Here is a 17480-nt window from a genome sequence, read left to right as displayed (position 1 = left end):
GCAGGTCCGGCGCGCCACCGGCCCGGGAAGGTCTCAGATCCAGCGCTCGACCACGGTCACCAGGTCGCGGATGACCTCTTCCCGGTTGGTCTCGTTGAGGATCTCGTGCCGTGCCCCCGGGTAGGCCCGCCAGCTGAGTTCGCGGGTGCCGGCGTAGCGGAAGTCCTCCAGCAGTCCGTACACCAGCGACATCCGGGCGTGGCAGGGGTCCTGGTCCCCGACGGCGAGATGGACGGGCAGGTCGCGCGGGATCCGGGCCTGTTGCGCGGGATCGTTGATCTTGCGGTTCCCCGCCACCCAGTCGAGCGCGAGCCCGGCGCTGAAGGGGAATCCGCAGCGTTCGTCGGCGACGTAGGTGTCCACCTCCGCCGTGTCCCGGGACAGCCATTCGAATCCGGTGCGGAACGGATAGGGATCGTTGAACGACCCGAACAGCCGCGGTACGAAGGTTGACGCCGCCGCCCGCCCCTCCCGCTCGATCTGCCGGTGCAGTTCATCCAGCGCCGTCTGCGGATCGCATCCGGGCAGCGAGCGGAAGGTCCCGGTCAGCAGCAGACCGGCGAGCCCGTCCCCGTACTCCTGCGCGTAGTCCCTGGCGAGCTGGGAGCCCATGGAGTGCCCGAGCAGCACCAGTGGCACTGCGGGCACCCGCGAGCGCGCCCGCTCGCCGACCAGCCGCAGGTCATCGACGACCGCCCGCCATCCGGAGGCGCCGACCACTCCCAGGCCGCCGGTGTGCGCGGCGGTCGCGCCGTGCCCGCGGTGGTCGGAGGCGATCACCCCCAGGCCGCGCGCGGTCAGCCGGCGGGCGAAGCGGTCGTAGCGCAGCCCGTGCTCGGCGGCCCCGTGCACCAGCTGCACCCAGCCGCGGACGGCGCCGGTGCCGCCGGGCGGGAGCCAGCTGTGCGCCACCACGGTGACGCCGTCGGGCGCGGTGATCTCCTCGGTGCGGGTCTCGGTCTCCACCACTGGTTCCCCTGTTCTCCCGTACGGCCGCTGCCGCTGTATGGGGCGCGCGCTCCCGGCGTGCGTCGTCCGGCCGGCTCCCGCTGACCACCTAACCGCAAGCCCTCCGGTGGCGCGAGCGCGGCGGCTCAGTCGGTGTGCATCTTGGTGAAGTAGTGCAGGGCCGCCTGACTGTGGGCGATTCGCTCCTCCAGCAGCGCGGCGTCGAAGCGATAGCCGGTGCGCATATAACTGAACGTCATGGCCCGCCCGCGTCCGGGCAGGGTGCGGTCCCGGCGCCACACCACGTTCTTGGGGCAGCCCCACACCAGCATCTCGCCGACATGGCCCAGGGTCAGCAGGGTGACCAGCACCGAGCCGATGAAGAAGGTCACCCACAGCGGCAGCAGCAGGACGAAGCCGAGCCAGCCCGCCCAGGTGCCCCGGCGGCCGGTCAGCGGCGGACGCCCGTCGGGGAAGTCGATCCGCCAGTAGCCGCGCCGGCCGATGCGGGAGGGGCCGTGGGTGATCCGGCACAGGGGGAGTCCCTCGGCGTCGGTCACCGTGAAGTGCCGGGGCGCGGTGACCCCGGGCTCTTCGGGCCGCACGGTGGCCGTCGGCCGGCCGGCGGGATCGTGCAGAACGAGAACGGGGTGCGGTGTGCCGTACCCGCCGCGGGTCCGCTCCTCCACCTCGGCCACGGTGACCGGTCCCGACGCCTGCGGCCGGCCGGCCGCCACCTTGACCAGCGTGGCGGTGCCGCCCCCGCTCCCGCTCCCGGCCACCGCCGGGTCGTCGGGCGCGTACAGGCGTACCCGCTGTCCCCCGTCCTCCTCCTGTCGCTGCTGAAGCCGGCGATCGGGGAGGATAGCGAACTCCTCGCCCTGCGCCCATTCTCCGGTCCGCATGCCCTGGGTGCCCGTGATGTCCACGGTGAAGCCAGCCGTCATGGTCGCGATCCTCCCAGCCGGACGGCGGGCCGAAACGCGGCCGTGTCGGGGATCACAGCCACCGCCACCACCCGGGCGTGCGGCGGGCGCCCGGCGGCACCAAGCTCACAGGGTCCTGATCTTGCTGTTCGGGGGCCGCGCGACAGATGATGGTGCGGTTGTGGGTGTGATGTACCGGCTGTCCGGTGCGGAGGGAGCGAGCGCATGAACGCGGGCCGGGTGACCGTCGTCGGTGAGGTACTGGTCGATCTGCTGTGGCGGGCCGGCGAACGGGAGCTGAAGGCGGTTCCCGGCGGCAGCCCGGCGAACGTGGCGGTCGGCCTGCACCGGCTGGACCGCCCGGTCACCCTGATCACCGCCTGGGGCGACGACGTTCCCGGGGCGCTGGTGCGCGAGCATCTGGACGGCATAGGCGTGGAGGTGCGCCGCGCGCCGGCCGACTCCGAGCGGACGATGGTGGCGCTGGCCTACCTGGACGCGCACGGTGGTGCCCGTTACGACTTCCTCGCCGACTGGGATCCGCGGCGCATCGAGGTGCCGGCGGACACCGCCGTGCTGCACACCGGTTCGCTGGCGGTGGTCCTCGAGCCGGGTGCCTCCCGGGTGCTGGAACTGTGCCGGGAGCAGCGCGCCGCCGGCGCCACGGTGGTGGCCGACCTCAATGTGCGGCCCGCCGTGCAGCCCGACCGGGACGCCTATCGGGCGGCCTGCGTGCGACTGGCCGCGGCGGCGGACGTGCTGAAGGCCAGTGACGAGGATCTCGGCTGGCTGTACCCGGGGCTCTCCGCGCGCGACGCCGCCCGTGAACTGCTGGCGCTCGGCCCGGAGCTGGTGGTGGTGACGCTGGGCCCCGAGGGTGCGCTGGCGCTGACCGCCGATAACGAGGTGCACGCGCAGGCCCCGTCGATCTCCGTGGTGGACACCATCGGGGCGGGGGACACGTTCCAGGCGGCGCTGCTCGACGCCATCGCCGGCCATGGCGCGGTGCCGCGTCAACCCGCCCTGCTCGCCGAGGTGCTGACGCGGTGTGCGCTGGCGGCTGCGATCAACTGCACCAGGACCGGGGCGAATCCGCCGACCACCGCGGAACTCGCCGCCGCCATCGGGGACAACGTCCGTTAGTCGGGGCGTGGCAAGGTTGTCCAATTGGCAGAGACCATTGGGCTTCTGAAAGACCGTCAGGGAAACTTGTGCGATGGCCTGGTGAGAAGCAACGGCCGTGTTGCTGATGATACGATCACCGCGCTTGCCAAACGAGCTGTGGGCACGTATGGCGAACGGCAATCAGGCACATCAGCCGAGCGGGCCATCCCTGAGGAGCGTTATGCCGTCAGCAGGGCATCTCCTGCCGTCAGGGGTGGACTCCAACCGGCCTCCTGACCAGCCGTTATGCGGTGTGCGCCCGGCCGAGCGCCGGTAATCCCCAAGACTGCCGCAGGCAGGCCGACTCGCACCGCATCGACGATGCTGCCCGCGTTACGGTCAATTGGGGATTACATGTGAAGCCAGTTCTTCCTTTGTGAAAGAACTGTGCCAGGAAGCGAATAGATGCGGTCTAGCTTAAAGAGAATCTCATGACGTCACTACAGGATCCAGCGGTCTGGGGTTTGGTTGCCGGAACCCCTCTCGCCGCCACCGTGATTTATCGCGGCCGAAAAGCGAGAGCAAAGCTACGTGAAGAGAGGGACGAGCTGGCCACCCGGCACGCGGAGCTGGAGGGCTCCTTCGCCGAGGCCGTGGCCGAGGCCGAGAGCCGTGCCGAGGAGGGCACCAAGACCGCTCTGAAGGCCGCCATGCGGACCCTTCAGGGTCTGGCCAACGAGCAGCAGCTGTCCATCTCCAAGGTGCAGGACAAGTACGGAGACCTGCACATTCTCCAGGACCTCCTGGAGATCGACCACATGAACTCGCAGTTCGGCCGGCGTGCGCAGTCCATCGCCGTGCTGTGCGACGGGTGGCTGGGCCGGTCCCGAGCGGTTGCCTCCGTCTACGACGTGGTGCGCAGCGCCAAGGGCCGTATCCGGCACTACACCCGGGTGGAGGTGCGCTCGCAGAGCAACTTCGCGGTGGTCAGCCGTGCGGTGGAGCCGGTGGCCCTGGCCCTGGCCGAGCTGCTGGACAACGCGACGAGCTACTCGTCCCCCGAGACCACGATCGAGATCAACATCCGTACCGTGCCCAAGGGCGTCATCGTGATGATCGATGACGCGGGCGTCGGCATGAACGAGGAGGAGAAGAACCGGGCGGCGCGGCTGCTGTCCGGGGACACCCCGCCCGGGGTGACCGAGCTGGGCAACCCGCCGCAGTTCGGCTTCGCGGTCATCGGCGTGCTCGCCGCGCGGTACGGGTTCAACGTCTCCGTGGACTCCTCGTCCCCCTACGGCGGTGTGCGTGCGGTAGTCCTTCTGCCCCAGGAGCTGCTTACCACCATGCCCGAGCCCGAGCCGGAGACGACGCCCGCGACCGAAGCGCCGGCACCCGGTCAGGTGCCGGCCCCGGTCACCGGGACCACCGCCGGCGGGCTGCCCAAGCGCAGGCGCCGCGGGATGTCCATCGTGCCGCCCGAGTCGCGCGGCGCCGGTACGCCGGCGCGTTCCAGCGAAGAGACCGCATCGATCATGGGCGCCTTCCAGCGAGGCACTCAGGCCGGCCGTAACACCGCTCCCAGCACGGAAGGACCCGAGCAGCAGTGAACCACGATCTCTCTTGGATGCTGGAGAGCGCCCTTGAGGTGCCCGAGGCCCGTCACGCCCTGCTGGTGTCGGCCGACGGTCTGCTGATGGCCCGCTCCAAGGACGTCCCCAAGGACGACGCGGACACCATCGCGGCGGCGATGAGCGGCATGCAGTCGCTCAGCCGTACGGTGGCGGGCTTCGGCGGTGACGGCGCGATGCGCTGGCGGCAGACCCTGGTGGAGTTCGACAGCGGCTTCGTGTTCCTGATCTCGGCCGGTGAGGGCGCCTACCTCGCGGTCTCCGCGTCTCCCCAGGTGGACATGGCCGACATCACCTTCCGGATGCAGCAGCTGGTCAATCAGCTCGGCAAGGCGCTGTCGACTCCTCCCCGTGAGAATTCCGGTATCCCCACATGAGTGATGTCCCAGACGAGCTGCCCGCCGAGGCTGCTGATTTAGTGCGTCCGTATGTGATCACCAATGGTCGCGGTCTGCCACAAGGCGATCGCTTTGAGTTGATCACTTTGGTTACGGCCTCCGAGGGAAGCCAGCAGCAGGGTCCTCTGGACCCGGAGAAGCGCAGCGTGATGGAGCTGTGCGAAGGCGGTTATCTTTCGGTCGCCGAGATCGCCGGTCATCTGGATCTGCCGGTCGGCATTATCAAGGTTCTGCTGTCCGATCTCGCGGAAGAGGGACGCATCATGATGCGTGCCCCGATCCCGCGCGCCCATCTGACCGACGTCCAGGTTCTGCAGGAGGTGCTGAATGGACTCCAGGCACGCTTCGGGTAACAGCGTCCACCTCCAGGAAAGTGTGCAGATCGCCGCAAAAATCCTGGTGGTCGGCCATTTCGCCGTAGGCAAGACGACATTCATCGGAACGCTGTCCGAAATCCCCCCGCTGCGCACCGAGGAGACGATGACGCAGGCGGGCGCGGAGATCGACGATCTGAAGGGGGTGCACGGCAAGACCACCACCACAGTGGCCATGGACTTCGGCCGGCTCACCCTCAGCGACCGTTTGGTCCTGTACTTGTTCGGTACGCCCGGTCAGCAGCGCTTCGTCCAGGTGTGGGAGGACATGAGCCGGGGTGCCCTGGGCGCGCTGGTCCTTGTGGACCCCGAGCGCCTGGAGGAGTCCTTCGCGATCATGGACCTGGTCGAGAAGTACGGGATCCCGTTCGCCATCGCGATCAACCGGTTCGACGGTCAGCCGGACCGGGCCGACGACGAACTGCGCGAAGCGCTCGACCTGTTGCCCGACACCCCGATCGTCACCTGTGACGCACGTGATGAGAGGTCATCGGCCAACGCGCTGGTGGCCCTGGTGCGTTATCTACAGAATCGTTCCAGCTAGGAGCATCGATGGAACCCCAGCCCAGATACGACAGCCCGCCGCCCGGCTGCCCCGCCCACCAGGGGGGCGGTGGCGGCGAGCAGCAGGGCGCCGAGCGGGTGCCCCTGTACGGGCCCGAGTTCGCGGAGAACCCGCACGCTTTCTACGACTACCTGCGCCAGCACGGCCCGGCCGGTCCCGTCGAGGTGGCGCCCGGTGTGGACGCCACCTTGGTCACGGACTACTCGGCGGCCCTGCACGTCCTGCAGAACCCCGACAGCTTCGTCCGGGACTCCCGCCGCTGGCGGGCTCTGAACGAGGGCACCCTCAGTCCCGATCACCCGATCATGGCGCTGATGGGCTACCGGCCCAACACACTGTTCGCCGACGGCGCCCAGCACGTACGGCTGCGGCCGCCGGTGGCCGACAGCCTCGCGCGACTGGACGCCTTCCGGGTCAACCGCACCGTGGAGAAGGTCTCCACCTACCTGGTGAGCCAGTTCAGCCACCGGGGAAGCGTCGACCTGCTCAACGAGTACGCCAAGGAACTCACCTTCCTGGTGTTCAACGAGTTCTTCGGCTGCCCGCCCGACATCGGTGACAACCTGATCCACGGCTTCACCACCATGTTCGACGGCACCGGGGACGCCGTCGAGGCGAACGAGGTGTTGTCCCGGACGCTCTACGCGCTGTCCGTTGAGAAGCGCAAGAACCCGGGCGACGACGTCACCTCCTGGATGATCGAGCACCCCTCGCAGCTCTCCGACGAGGAGGTCGCCCACCAGCTGGCGGTCACCCTCGGCGCGGGCATCGAGGCCGAGCGGAATCTGATAGCCACCGGCCTCATGCTCATGCTCTCCGACGAGCGCTACTTCGGCGACATCGGCGGCGGCGGTCTGTTGGTCGAGGACGCCCTGACCGAAGTGCTGTGGAACGAACCGCCCATCGCCAACTACGCCACGCACTTCCCCGTGCGCGACGTTGATCTGGGCGGCGTGCAACTGCGCGCGAACGACCCGGTGCTGATCAGCTTCGCGGGAGCCAACGCCGACCCCACCGTGTCCACCTCCCAGGTGGTCAGCCGCAGGGCGCACCTCGCCTGGGGCGCCGGGCCGCACGCCTGCCCGGCCAAGGACTCCGCCTCGCTGATCGCGGTCGGTGCCATCGAGAAGCTGCTCAACCAGCTTCCCGACATCGAACTGGCCGTCCCCGTGGACAGCCTGCAGTGGCGTCAGGGCGCCATCCACCGGGCACTGGCCACGCTGCCCACCCGCTTCACCCCGGTGCGCCGGCAGCGGCAGAGCGTCACCGCCGAGCAGGAGGCCGCCGCCGTCCGCAAACAGTCGGAGCAGGCAGGCGCAAAGGGAGGTCTGTGGAGTTCCTTCCTGTCCTGGTGGCGGGTGTGACTCAGGCAACAGAAGACTATTCTTCTGACATATGCGTAGATAGTCACGGGTGGGGGTAATGGTGTCAGCGATCATGTCGGCCATCTCTCGATGAGATGGCCGACATGAATGACGCGGCCCATTAGTGCACCTCATTGGAGTGTTCGTGGCACTTTCCGAGCGCAACACGGTCATCAATCCACGCTCTGTTGTCTCACTGCTGTCCCGTCTGCGCAACGCGCGTGGACAGGCCGACCCCTACCCCATATTCAAGGAAATCCGGGAAATGGGAGAGGTCGTCCCCGCGCCCTGGGGTGCGCAGTTGATCACCTCCTATGAGCTGTGCGACCGCATTCTCCGTGACAACAAGTCCTGGCGGGCCCTCGACGACGCGTGGCGGACCCGGCGGGCGGACGGGCGCTGGGGGGCGCCCTCCGCCACGGAGCTGGGCAGCGTTCTCCAAGGGCTCAATCCCCCCGACCACACCAAGAATCGCCGGTCCATCGGCAACATTTTCGACCGGCACACCCTGGAAAAGCTGCGGGGCCGGCTGGAGAGCACCGCCGAGGAGCTTCTCGACAACCTTTCCGCGCGAATACAGGAGGAAGGGGAAGCCGACTTCTCCGTCCTAGTCAGTGAGGAATTCACCATCGCGGCCATGGGCCACTGGCTCGGTATTCCGCGCGCCGACTACGACCTTGTGCGCTCCCTGAGCCACGCACATATCTACGCGCAAGAACTGCTTCCCACGCCGAGTCAGCTGGCGACGGCAAATGTCGGAATGCTGGGAATGCGCAGGTATTTCACCAATTTGGTGAAGGAACGCCGGAACCATCCGGGAGACGACGTCATATCCAGCTGGATCAGGACCTGGGACACCCTGGAGCCGGACCGGGAGGCCGCCGACCACGCCGTCTATCTGCTGGTCATGTTCATCGTCGGGGCGGCCCTGGAGACCACCTCCACCCTGCTGTCCAACCTCGTGTGGACCCTCGACCAGCACCCCGATCAGCGCCGCTGGCTGCTGGCGAACCCGCACGAGGTCCCCCGGGCCGTCGAAGAGGTCCTCCGCTACGACCCCCCGGTCCACGTGACCACCCGCTACGCGGCCCAGGACACCGTCCTGGCGGGCGTCCCGATCGCCAAGGACCAGCTGATCCACACGGTGATCGCCGCCGCCAACCACGACCCGGCACGCACCAACGACCCCGACACCTTCGACATCCGCCGCGAGGGCGGCCACCTGTCGCACCTGGCGTTCGGCGGCGGCATCCACTATTGCATCGGGGCCGGCCTGGCCAGAATGGAGGCGCAGATCCTGCTGAGCGCCGTCGTCCGCCGCTTCCCCACGCTGCGCGTCAGCTCCCCGCCCCAGTGGGAGTCCCGCGTGGCCTTCCGGCACTACACCGCCCTGCCCGTGACCACCGGCTGATGAACAGGAACCCCTTACCGATGTCGTCCAGTGATTTCACCAGTCTGCTCGTCAAGCGCGAAGGGCCGGTGGTGAGCGTCGTCCTCAACACCCCCCACAACGGGAACCTCATCACCGAAGAGGTCCTCGACGAACTGCTGTCCGTTCTGGAGTTCACGCACGACCACCCCGAGATACGGGTGCTGACCCTCTCCGCCGCCGGGCCGGACTTCTGCGTCGGCGCCGACCGCACCGAGTTCGACCGGCTCATGGCCCAGGACCCCACCGGCGCCGGGATGCGCGCCCTCAGCAGCAAGGCGCGTCGGGTGTGCGACTCCCTCGCCTCCACCAGCGCCGTCACCATCGCCCGTGTACACGGCCGGGCCATCGGAGCGGGCCTGGCCCTCACCGTCTTCTGCGATCTGCGCGCCGGCGCCGACACCACCCGCTTCCGCCTGCCCGAACTCGCCGTGGGACTCCCCGTGGCCTGGGGCGGCGCACTGCCCCGGATGCTCCACGAGTCCGGCGCCGCCAGGACCCGCGAACTCATCCTCACCGGTGAGAGCTTCGACGCCGCCACCGCCCGCGAACTGTCCGTCCTGCACAAGGTCGTCCCCGAAGCCGGACTTGACGCCGTCGTCGACGCCTGGATCCGCCCGCTGCTGCGCCGCCCCGGCGCCGCCCTGCGCACCACCAAGGCCATCCTGAGCGCCTACTCCTCGGTGGCCAGACTCACCGACGGCAACCTGCTGGACGGTGATCTGCTGGCCGGGGCCCTGGCGGCCGGCCGGGCCCAGGCGGACGGCGGCGAGACGGACCACCTGTGAGGGGAGCCGTGCGGCGCGCTCATCCCGCCCCGTCCGTATCGGCCTCGTCGATCCGGAAGCCCACCTTCAGGCCCACCTGATAGTGCTCGATCGCGCCGTCGACGATGTGACCGCGTACCTCGGTCACCTCGAACCAGTCGAGATGGCGCAAGGTCCTGGACGCGCGACCGATCCCGTTGCGGATCGCCGCGTCCAGGCCCTCGGGCGACGAACCGACGATCTCCGTCACCCGGTAGATGTGACCGGACATAACCGCCTCCCTGGAACACGGACGGGCACTCTCACCCCTACCACCGTGCCCCGGCGGACGCCGATCCGCGAGTGCTAGGCTCGCTGCGGGCCGTGACTGGCGCGTCGGGATGGGACCAACCATCGGGGAGCGGCCTTCGCCGTCGCGCGATGCTGGAGAGCCGTGCGCCTGGGCCATCGCGACATCCGTCCAGGAGGCCCCGTATGACCGCTCAGCCCACCCCGAACGACCCCACCGGCGAGCTCAGCACCGAGTCCACCGCCTTCCGCGCCGCCATCGACGCGGTACGCGGCGTCGAGCCCCGCATCGCGGACGCCATCGGCGCAGAGCTGGCCGACCAGCGCTCCTCGCTCAAGCTCATCGCCTCGGAGAACTACGCCTCCCCGGCCACCCTGCTGGCCATGGGCAACTGGTTCAGCGACAAGTACGCCGAGGGCACCATCGGCCGCCGCTTCTACGCCGGCTGCAAGAACGTCGACACCGTCGAGTCGATCGCCGCCGAGCACGCCCGCGAACTCTTCGGCGCCCGCCACGCCTACGTCCAGCCGCACTCCGGCATCGACGCCAACCTCGTCGCCTTCTGGTCCGTCCTCGCCGCCCGCGTCGAGGCCCCCGCCCTGGAGCGCGCCCAGGCCCGCCAGGTCAACGACCTCACCGAGGCCGACTGGGCCGAACTCCGCCGCGACCTGGGCAACCAGCGCATGCTCGGCATGTCCCTGGACGCCGGCGGCCACCTCACCCACGGCTTCCGCCCCAATATCTCCGGCAAGATGTTCGAGCAGCGCAGCTACGGCACCGACCCGGACACCGGCCTGCTGGACTACGCCGCCGTCCGCGAGGCCGCCCGAGAATTCCGCCCGCTGATTCTCATCGCCGGCTACTCCGCCTACCCGCGGCGCGTCAACTTCGCCACCATGCGCGAGATCGCCGACGAGGTCGGCGCCACCCTCATGGTCGACATGGCGCACTTCGCGGGCCTGGTCGCCGGCAAGGTCCTCACCGGCGACTACGACCCGGTCCCGCACGCCCAGATCGTCACCACCACCACCCACAAGTCCCTGCGCGGCCCGCGCGGCGGCATGGTGCTGTGCGACGACTCGCTGGCCGACCAGGTCGACCGCGGCTGCCCCATGGTCCTGGGCGGCCCGCTGCCGCACGTCATGGCCGCCAAGGCCGTCGCCCTCGCCGAGGCCCGGCAGCCCTCCTTCCGCGACTACGCCCAGCGCGTCGTCGACAACGCCGACGCGCTGGCCGAGGGCCTGCTGCGGCGCGGCGGCGCCCTGGTCACCGGGGGCACCGACAATCACCTGGCGCTCATCGACGTCTCCGGCTACGGGCTGACCGGCCGTCAGGCCGAGGCCGCGCTGCTGGACGCCGGCATCGTCACCAACCGCAACGCCATCCCGCGCGACCCCAACGGCGCCTGGTACACCTCCGGCATCCGCGTCGGCACCCCCGCCCTCACCACCCGCGGCGTGGACACCGACGGCATGGACGAGGTCGCCGAACTGATCCACACCGTGCTCTCCGCCACCACCCCCGGCACCGCCAAGAACGGCAAGCCCTCCAAAGCCGCCTACACCCTGGCCGACGGCGTCGCCGAGCAGGTGCGCGAGCGCTCCGCGGACCTGCTGGCCAAGCACCCGCTGTACCCGAACGTCGACCTCGGCTGAGCCGCGGCACCAGCGACGATGCAACTCCACCACACCACCCCGGCCACCGAGGACGAGGCGATCGCCCGTCAGCTGACGCTGCGCGAGCGCGTCAGCCACGAGGACAGCGGGCCCGCGCCCGGTGCCCCCGCCACGGTCGCCGGGGTGGACGTGGCGTACGACGACGAGCGCGGCATCGTCGCCGCGGCCGCCGTCACCCTGGACGCGCGGACGCTGGAGGTACGGGAGCGGGCGACCGCCACCGGGCCGGTCGCCTTCCCCTACCGGCCCGGCCTGCTCGCCTACCGCGAACTGCCCGCCGTGCTGGACGCCCTGGGCCGCCTGGCCACCCCGCCCGACCTGGTCGTGTGCGACGGCTACGGCACCGCCCACCCCCGCCGCTTCGGCCTCGCCGCCCACCTCGGGGTGCTCACCGGACTGCCCACCATCGGCGTCGCCAAGAACCCCTTCACCTTCCGCCACCGGCCGCCGGGCCCCGAACGCGGCGCCTGGTCACCGCTGGTGGACGACGCGGAGGGCCCGCAGGAAGCGGACGGGCCGGCCGGCGCCCGCGGCACGGAACGGGCGTTCCACGGCGAGGAGGTCGGCCGCGCCCTGCGCACCCAGCCCGGCGTCAAACCGGTCTACGTCTCCACCGGCCACCGTGTCTCCCTGCCCACCGCCTGCGCGCACGTGCTGAACCTCGCCCGCCGCTACCGCCTCCCCGAAACCACCCGCGCCGCCGACCAGTTGTGCCGGGCGGCGCTGAAGGCCGCCACCGCGCACCCCGGGGGCACCGCCCAGCGTTAGGTCCTGTCCGACACATCCCGCCCTGGCCCGCGTCGCTCCCCCAGCCTTTGGCCGGGAGGTGCCCCCAGCACCGGACAACGCGGGCCTGACCGGCGCCATGTGTCAGACAGGCCCTAGGCCCTGTCCGGGCGATCTTCTTCGGGCCCGCGACGCCATACACGGCACCTCGCTGCGTTACCGCATCGCGCGAATACGGCCAAGTATGAGCTGCGATCCGGTGCCTTGCGATGCACCGCGTCTGACGCCGCGGGCTGATCCTCGAAGATCGCCCGGACAGGACCTAGCCGGGGGAGCTCACCCGGCCCGCCCCGGGGCCGGCAGCGCCTCCAGCAGCCGGTCCACGTCCGCGTCCGTGTTGTACAGATGGAACGACGCCCGCAGCCGGCCACCCCGGGCGGAGACCCGGATGCCCCGCTCCGCCAGGGCCCCGGCCGCCGCCCCGATCCCGGGCACCGACACGATCGGCGCGTCACCCGGCACCGGCTCGTACCCCAACGTGGCCAGGCCCGCCCGGAACCGCCGCGCCAGCGCCACGTCGTGCGCCGCGATCGCCGCCGTCCCCACCTCCTCCACCAGGGACAGCGAGGCGGCCGTCCCGATCCCCGGCAGCAGGGCGTAACTGTCGTCGAACCGCCGGGCGCCCGGCGCCGGATCCCGCACCACCCCGTAGCACGTGGCCCACGGGTCGCGCGCCGACACCCAGCCGGCCCCGGCCGGCACGAGAGCGCCGCCGTCCGCCGGCATCGTCAGGAAGGACACCCCGCGCGGACCGAGCAGCCACTTGTACGTGTCGCACACCGTGTAGTCGAAATCCGCCGCCGACAGCGGCATCCAGCCCATCGCCTGCGTGACGTCCACCATGACCCGCGCCCCGTACCCGCGCGCCGCCTCCCGCACCGCGCGCAGATCCGCCAGCCGTCCGTCGATCGACTGCGCCGCGCTCACCGCCACCAGCGCCGTCCCCGCCGTCACCGCCTCCGCGAGCTTCTCCAGCGGCACCTCACGCACCACCAGATCCCCCCGGGCGGCAAAGGGGTTGACCACCGAGGAGAACTCGTCCTCGGCGCACAGCACCTCGGCACCGGCCGGCAACGACCTGGCCACCGTGCCCACATGCCCCGCCACGCTCGCGCCGACCGCCACCCGCCCCGGCCCGACGCCCGCGATCCGCGCGTACGCCTCCCGGGCCCCGTCCACCGTCGCGAACCCGGCCATCTGATCGACCCCGCCGTCCGCCATGTCCGCGACCGCCGCCTCCAGCGCGCGTACCGTACGGGCCGGCAGCACCCCGTGGCTCGCCGTATCCAGATAGACCTTCCGCAACGCGTACTCGGCACGCAGAGTCGTCTCCATGGCCACAGTTTCCCGCCGCCGGCCCGCCCGGGCCACTCCATTGATCCGGCCACTCCCGGTCGCCGCCCGGAAACGCTAAGGTGATGCCGCTCCGATCGGCCGAGCTGGGGAGGGCGAGGGATTGCGGCATCGCAGGACGGCACCGTGCGCCGTGACACTGGCGGCGGTCATCGTCCCCCTGCTGGGCGGCTGCGGCTCCGGCCACGGCACCCCGGACACCGGCGACGGCACGGCCCCGGCCACCGCACCGCACACCGACCCCACCACGGTCACCGAGGAGCCCTCCGACTGGGAACCCGACCCCGCCCGCCTGCCCACCGGCCACGACGACGCCCTCGCCCTGGCCCGCGCGGTCTCCGCACAGCCGCACGACTACGGGCCCGGCTATCTGCCCCAGGACCCCTATGAGGCGGACCCCGCCACCATGGCGGTGCTCGGCCAGGACTGCGTCTGGACCCGCGAGCCGCTGCCCGGCGAGGTGCTCGCCAACCTCACCCGCAACAGCGAACTGCCCGCCGGCTCCACGGAATCGGGCCCGCTGCGGGTGATGTCCTCGGTGACCGTCCACGACTCGGTGGCCGCCGCGGACCTGCGGATGGCCGGAATCCTCGAAGAGGTACTGCGCTGCCCGGGACAGCAGCTGCGCGCCGACGAACGCGTCACCGGGCTGCTGTCCATGGGCGACCCGGGTGGCACGGACAGCCCGCTGCGCGCCGACGATCTCATCCGCGAGGGCGGCGAGTTCACCAGCGACCTGTACGGCGGCCCGTACCCCTACCTGTGGGTCGTCACCCGGCGCGGCCCGGTCACCGTGGCCCTCGCGGTCAAGGGCACCGAGGGGTACGACGAGGCCGCCGTCGAACGGATCGTGACCGACGCCCAGGAACTGATGCTGGCCAGGGTGGAAAGCGCGCTGCGCTGAGCCGCACACAGGAAAGGGGCCGCGCCCGATGGAGCCGCTTCGACCGTCCGACCCGCCGCGCATCGGCGGCTGCCGTCTGCTGGGACGGCTGGGGGAGGGCAGCACGGGCCTGGTCTACCTGGCCCGCTCGGTCGGCGGTACGACGCTGGCCCTCAAGGTGCTGCACCGCCCGCGCCGCCCCTACCGGGGCCCGGCCGTCCACCACCCGTTCCTGGTACCGGTGGTGGGCGGCGGCACGGACGAGAACGGCACCTGGATGGCGTACCCCTACGAGCCGGGGCCCGCACTGCCACTGGCGGTGGCGGCCCACGGGCCGCTGCCCGGCCGGTCCGTCCGGGGGCTCGGCGGCATGCTGGCGGGCGCGCTCGGCGCCCTGCACGCGGCCGGACTGACGCACGGCGGGCTGCACCCGGGCAAGGTCCTGCTGGCGGCGGACGGCCCCCGGCTGACAGAGACGGCCGGCCCCGTGGTGCGGGGTGACGAGGCGTCCGACATCTTCGCCCTGGGCCAGGTCCTGGTGTACGCGGCGACCGGCCGGACCCCGTACGACGACCCCGCCGAGCTGGCCGACGTCCCCCGCAGCCTGCTGGAGGTCCTCCAGGCATGCCTCGATCCGGACCCGGCGCTGCGTCCGGTGGCACGGGAACTGAGCGAGGAACTGGGCGGGAACCAGGGGGAGGGCTGGCTGCCGCCCGCGCTGACCGCGGAGATCGCCGCCCGCGCGCAGCATGCGCCGGCGGGGGAGGAGCACACCGCCGGCCCGCACGGAGGCCCGGCCGGGCAGGCACCGCACCAGCGGCGGGGGCGGCACTCCCGGGGGTACGACGCCGTGGGGTCCGGGCTCGTGGGACCGCCCGCGCCCCGCCCGGGCGCCGGTCCGGCAGAACCCGGGACGGCTGCGGCCGGTGGCGAGCCCACGGCGGAGCCGGCCACCGGAACGCCCACCCGGCGGGGGCTGATCGCGCTCGCCGCGGGCGGACTGGTGGTCGCCGGGGGCACCGCCTTCGGGGCGTGGCTGGTGCGCCGGGCCAAGGGCCGGGCCGGCGCACCGGGAGCCGCCGGAGCGCGGTGGACCATCGGCCTGCACGTCGATCTCTCCGGCCCGCAGGCCCGCTACGGCCGGGGCCAGTACCGGGGCATCACCATGGCCCTGGAAGAGCTGAACGAGCACGGCAACCTGCCCTTCCAGCTGGAACTCGCCGTCCACGACGATGTCGGCGACCCGCCGAGCGCCGCCCGCGCCGCGGCCGAACTGGCCGCCGATCCCGCCGTGCTGATGGTCATCGGGCCCACCGGCGACGCCGTGGCCGACAGCGCCGCCCGCGTCTACCAGGACGCCGCTCTGCCGGTCCTCAGCCTCTCCGTCGGCAACCTCGCCCACCGCGCCGACTACCCCGTCCTCCTGCACGGCCGCCCCGGCACCGGCACCACGGGGCTCGCCATCCCCGGCTGTCTGGCCGCCGGGGAGCACCCGCCCGCCCGCATCGGCCTCGTCGACGACCGCACCGCCGACACCCACAGCTGGCTCATCACCCGGGCCGTCAGCGGCGCCGTGGACCGCACCCGCGTCGCGCTGGTGCCCCGCGTCCTGCCCGCCGGCACCGAGGACTTCGCCCCCGTCACGGCCGAACTGCTCGCCGAGGGCGTGGACGCCGTCGTCTACGGCGGTCTGCCGGACGGCGCCGCCCGGCTCGCCCGCGCGCTGCGCGCCGCCGGCTGGAGCGGCACCGCGATCGCCGGCGAGGCCGCCATGGACCCCCTCTTCCTCTCCGACGCGGGGGAGGCGGCGGAGGGCTGGCGGTTCGTGGCCGGCCACACCGACCCCGCGTCCGACACCAGGGCCGGCGGCTTCGCCCCCGTCCACCGCCGCCGGTTCGGCGAGGACCCCGAACCGTACGCCGCCGAGGGCTACGACGCGGCCCGCATGGTGGTCATCGCCATGCAGCGCACCCTGGAGGAGGGCGAGAGCCTGAACCGGGCCAATGTGCTGCGCCGGCTGCGCATCCTCACCTACAACGGGGTCGCCCGCCCGCTGGCCTTCGACCGGGCGGGTGACTACGCGGGCACCGGACCGGCCGCGTACCAGTACGAGGTGGAGGCCGGACGATTCCGTTTCCTGGGTCCCGCGGCCGCCCCAACCACCGGTTCCGATGAGTAAGCTTCCGCCATGACGAGCGAGTTGCCCGAGGTCCGCGCCTCCGATGCCGAGCGGGAGCAGTACGCCGAGATCCTGCGCCGGGGGCTGGCCGAGGGCCGGCTCGTCATGGAGGAGTTCGACGAGCGGCTCACCGCCGTGTACGAGGCCAGGACCCGCGCGGAGCTGGAGCCGCTGATCCGCGATCTGCCCGAGCGCGTGAACCCCCCGGCGTCCGCGGGCACCTCCGTCCCCGCACCGGCCACCGGCTGGGCCGCCCGGATCGGCCACCGCGCCACCACCCGGGGCGCCTTCGCCGTCCTCGGCGGGTTCGTCCGGCGCGGTGCCTGGACGATGCCGCGCCGCTTCCGCGCGCTGGCCTTCATGGGCGGCGGCAACCTCGACCTGCGCGAGGCGAACTTCGAGCAGCGCGAGGTCACCGTCCGGGCCATCGCCGTCATGGGCGGCGTCTCGGTGACCGTCCCGCCCGAGATCGAGGTGGAGGTGCGCGGCTTCGGCCTGATGGGCGGCTTCGACCACAACGCCAGCCGGGCCGGCGCCCCGGGCGCACCGCGCGTGGTGATCACCGGCTTCGCCTTCTGGGGCGGCGTCGGCGTCGAGCGCAAGAAGACCAAGGCCGGGGACGATGAGCGGCCCGAGCTGGGCAAGGGCGACTGACGCCCGGGGAGCCCTGACCACGAAGGCGTGTGGTCGGCCCGCGCGGCGACCGGGGCTCCGGCATCGCCCGGATCGCGGCTGCCGCAGCGCGTCGCCGGGGTGCTGCTGTTCGCCGAGGCGTACCCGGGTGGCCGCCGGGGCTTCGTCGACGGGC

17 protein-coding genes and 1 riboswitch are annotated in these 17480 nt (G+C 71.6%); of the genes, 13 read left to right on the top strand and 4 right to left on the bottom strand.

Annotation, left to right across the window (positions count from 1 at the left end; genetic code table 11):
• Positions 1 to 33 precede the first annotated feature (33 nt).
• Together H7827_RS02620 and H7827_RS02615 are read right to left on the bottom strand one after the other, a co-directional pair.
• Complete coding sequence (locus tag H7827_RS02620) at positions 34 to 966, bottom strand: alpha/beta fold hydrolase (protein WP_432742325.1); 933 nt, start codon at positions 964 to 966, stop codon at positions 34 to 36.
• A 128-nt stretch (positions 967 to 1094) separates the two neighbouring features.
• Positions 1095 to 1895 (bottom strand): hypothetical protein, encoded by an 801-nt coding sequence (locus H7827_RS02615; RefSeq protein WP_432742323.1) that lies wholly within the window; start codon positions 1893 to 1895, stop codon positions 1095 to 1097.
• A gap of 204 nt (positions 1896 to 2099) precedes the next feature.
• Here H7827_RS02615 and H7827_RS02610 point away from each other — a divergent pair, with 204 nt between their 5' ends.
• The 8 genes from H7827_RS02610 to H7827_RS02575 all read left to right on the top strand — a co-directional run bounded on the left by H7827_RS02610 (position 2100) and on the right by H7827_RS02575 (position 9527).
• The gene (locus H7827_RS02610) at positions 2100 to 3017 is read left to right on the top strand and encodes a carbohydrate kinase family protein (RefSeq protein ID WP_432742321.1); all 918 of its coding nucleotides are present in this window, start codon (positions 2100 to 2102) and stop codon (positions 3015 to 3017) included.
• 452 nt (positions 3018 to 3469) lie between these two features.
• Positions 3470 to 4588 (top strand): ATP-binding protein, encoded by a 1119-nt coding sequence (locus H7827_RS02605; protein ID WP_386538133.1) that lies wholly within the window; start codon positions 3470 to 3472, stop codon positions 4586 to 4588.
• A complete protein-coding gene (locus H7827_RS02600; protein ID WP_030731459.1) occupies positions 4585 to 4986 on the top strand; it encodes a roadblock/LC7 domain-containing protein in 402 nt (133 codons plus the stop codon). Before H7827_RS02605 ends, H7827_RS02600 begins: the two co-directional genes overlap by 4 nt.
• On the top strand, positions 4983 to 5360 hold the full coding sequence (locus tag H7827_RS02595) for a DUF742 domain-containing protein (protein WP_432742318.1): 378 nt from the start codon (positions 4983 to 4985) through the stop codon (positions 5358 to 5360). The genes H7827_RS02600 and H7827_RS02595 overlap by 4 nt, the downstream gene beginning before the upstream one ends.
• Positions 5335 to 5925, top strand: a complete 591-nt coding sequence (locus H7827_RS02590; protein ID WP_432742316.1) for a GTP-binding protein — start codon at positions 5335 to 5337, stop codon at positions 5923 to 5925. Before H7827_RS02595 ends, H7827_RS02590 begins: the two co-directional genes overlap by 26 nt.
• 8 nt (positions 5926 to 5933) lie before the next feature.
• Positions 5934 to 7310, top strand: coding sequence for a cytochrome P450 (locus H7827_RS02585; protein ID WP_432742314.1), 1377 nt, complete (start codon positions 5934 to 5936; stop codon positions 7308 to 7310).
• 145 nt (positions 7311 to 7455) lie between these two features.
• Positions 7456 to 8721: a cytochrome P450 gene (locus H7827_RS02580; protein ID WP_432742312.1), complete on the top strand. Its 1266-nt coding sequence runs from the start codon at positions 7456 to 7458 to the stop codon at positions 8719 to 8721.
• Positions 8722 to 8741: 20 nt separating this feature from the next.
• Complete coding sequence (locus H7827_RS02575; RefSeq protein ID WP_432742310.1) at positions 8742 to 9527, top strand: enoyl-CoA hydratase/isomerase family protein; 786 nt, start codon at positions 8742 to 8744, stop codon at positions 9525 to 9527.
• Positions 9528 to 9546: 19 nt separating this feature from the next.
• Here H7827_RS02575 and H7827_RS02570 read toward each other — a convergent pair whose 3' ends face one another.
• Positions 9547 to 9777, bottom strand: a complete 231-nt coding sequence (locus H7827_RS02570; RefSeq protein ID WP_432742308.1) for a dodecin — start codon at positions 9775 to 9777, stop codon at positions 9547 to 9549.
• An 82-nt stretch (positions 9778 to 9859) separates the two neighbouring features.
• A riboswitch (ZMP/ZTP riboswitch) is annotated at positions 9860 to 9958 on the top strand.
• A gap of 22 nt (positions 9959 to 9980) precedes the next feature.
• On the opposite strand from H7827_RS02570, the gene H7827_RS02565 reads away from it, so the two are divergent.
• Positions 9981 to 11450, top strand: a complete 1470-nt coding sequence (locus H7827_RS02565; RefSeq protein ID WP_432742306.1) for a glycine hydroxymethyltransferase — start codon at positions 9981 to 9983, stop codon at positions 11448 to 11450.
• 18 nt (positions 11451 to 11468) lie between these two features.
• Positions 11469 to 12239, top strand: coding sequence for an endonuclease V (locus tag H7827_RS02560; protein ID WP_432742304.1), 771 nt, complete (start codon positions 11469 to 11471; stop codon positions 12237 to 12239).
• Between the two features lie 294 nt (positions 12240 to 12533).
• On the opposite strand, the gene H7827_RS02555 is transcribed toward H7827_RS02560, so the two are convergent.
• Positions 12534 to 13592 carry an aminotransferase class V-fold PLP-dependent enzyme gene (locus tag H7827_RS02555; RefSeq protein WP_432742302.1) on the bottom strand — a complete coding sequence of 353 codons (1059 nt, stop codon included), beginning with the start codon at positions 13590 to 13592 and terminating at the stop codon, positions 12534 to 12536.
• A 151-nt stretch (positions 13593 to 13743) separates the two neighbouring features.
• Here H7827_RS02555 and H7827_RS02550 point away from each other — a divergent pair, with 151 nt between their 5' ends.
• Genes H7827_RS02550 through H7827_RS02540 form a run of 3 tightly spaced genes read left to right on the top strand, consistent with a single transcriptional unit; the run spans position 13744 to position 17326 of the window.
• Positions 13744 to 14514, top strand: a complete 771-nt coding sequence (locus tag H7827_RS02550; protein WP_432742300.1) for a hypothetical protein — start codon at positions 13744 to 13746, stop codon at positions 14512 to 14514.
• 28 nt (positions 14515 to 14542) lie between these two features.
• Positions 14543 to 16672, top strand: coding sequence for an ABC transporter substrate-binding protein (locus H7827_RS02545; RefSeq protein WP_432742298.1), 2130 nt, complete (start codon positions 14543 to 14545; stop codon positions 16670 to 16672).
• Positions 16673 to 16681: 9 nt separating this feature from the next.
• Positions 16682 to 17326, top strand: coding sequence for a DUF1707 SHOCT-like domain-containing protein (locus H7827_RS02540; protein WP_386538112.1), 645 nt, complete (start codon positions 16682 to 16684; stop codon positions 17324 to 17326).
• Positions 17327 to 17480 lie beyond the last annotated feature (154 nt).

The organism is Streptomyces sp. JH002 (assembly GCF_050916115.1).
In the GTDB taxonomy this organism is placed as follows: Bacteria; Actinomycetota; Actinomycetes; order Streptomycetales; family Streptomycetaceae; genus Streptomyces; species Streptomyces xiamenensis.
This window is presented reverse-complemented; position numbering and strand designations above follow the sequence as displayed.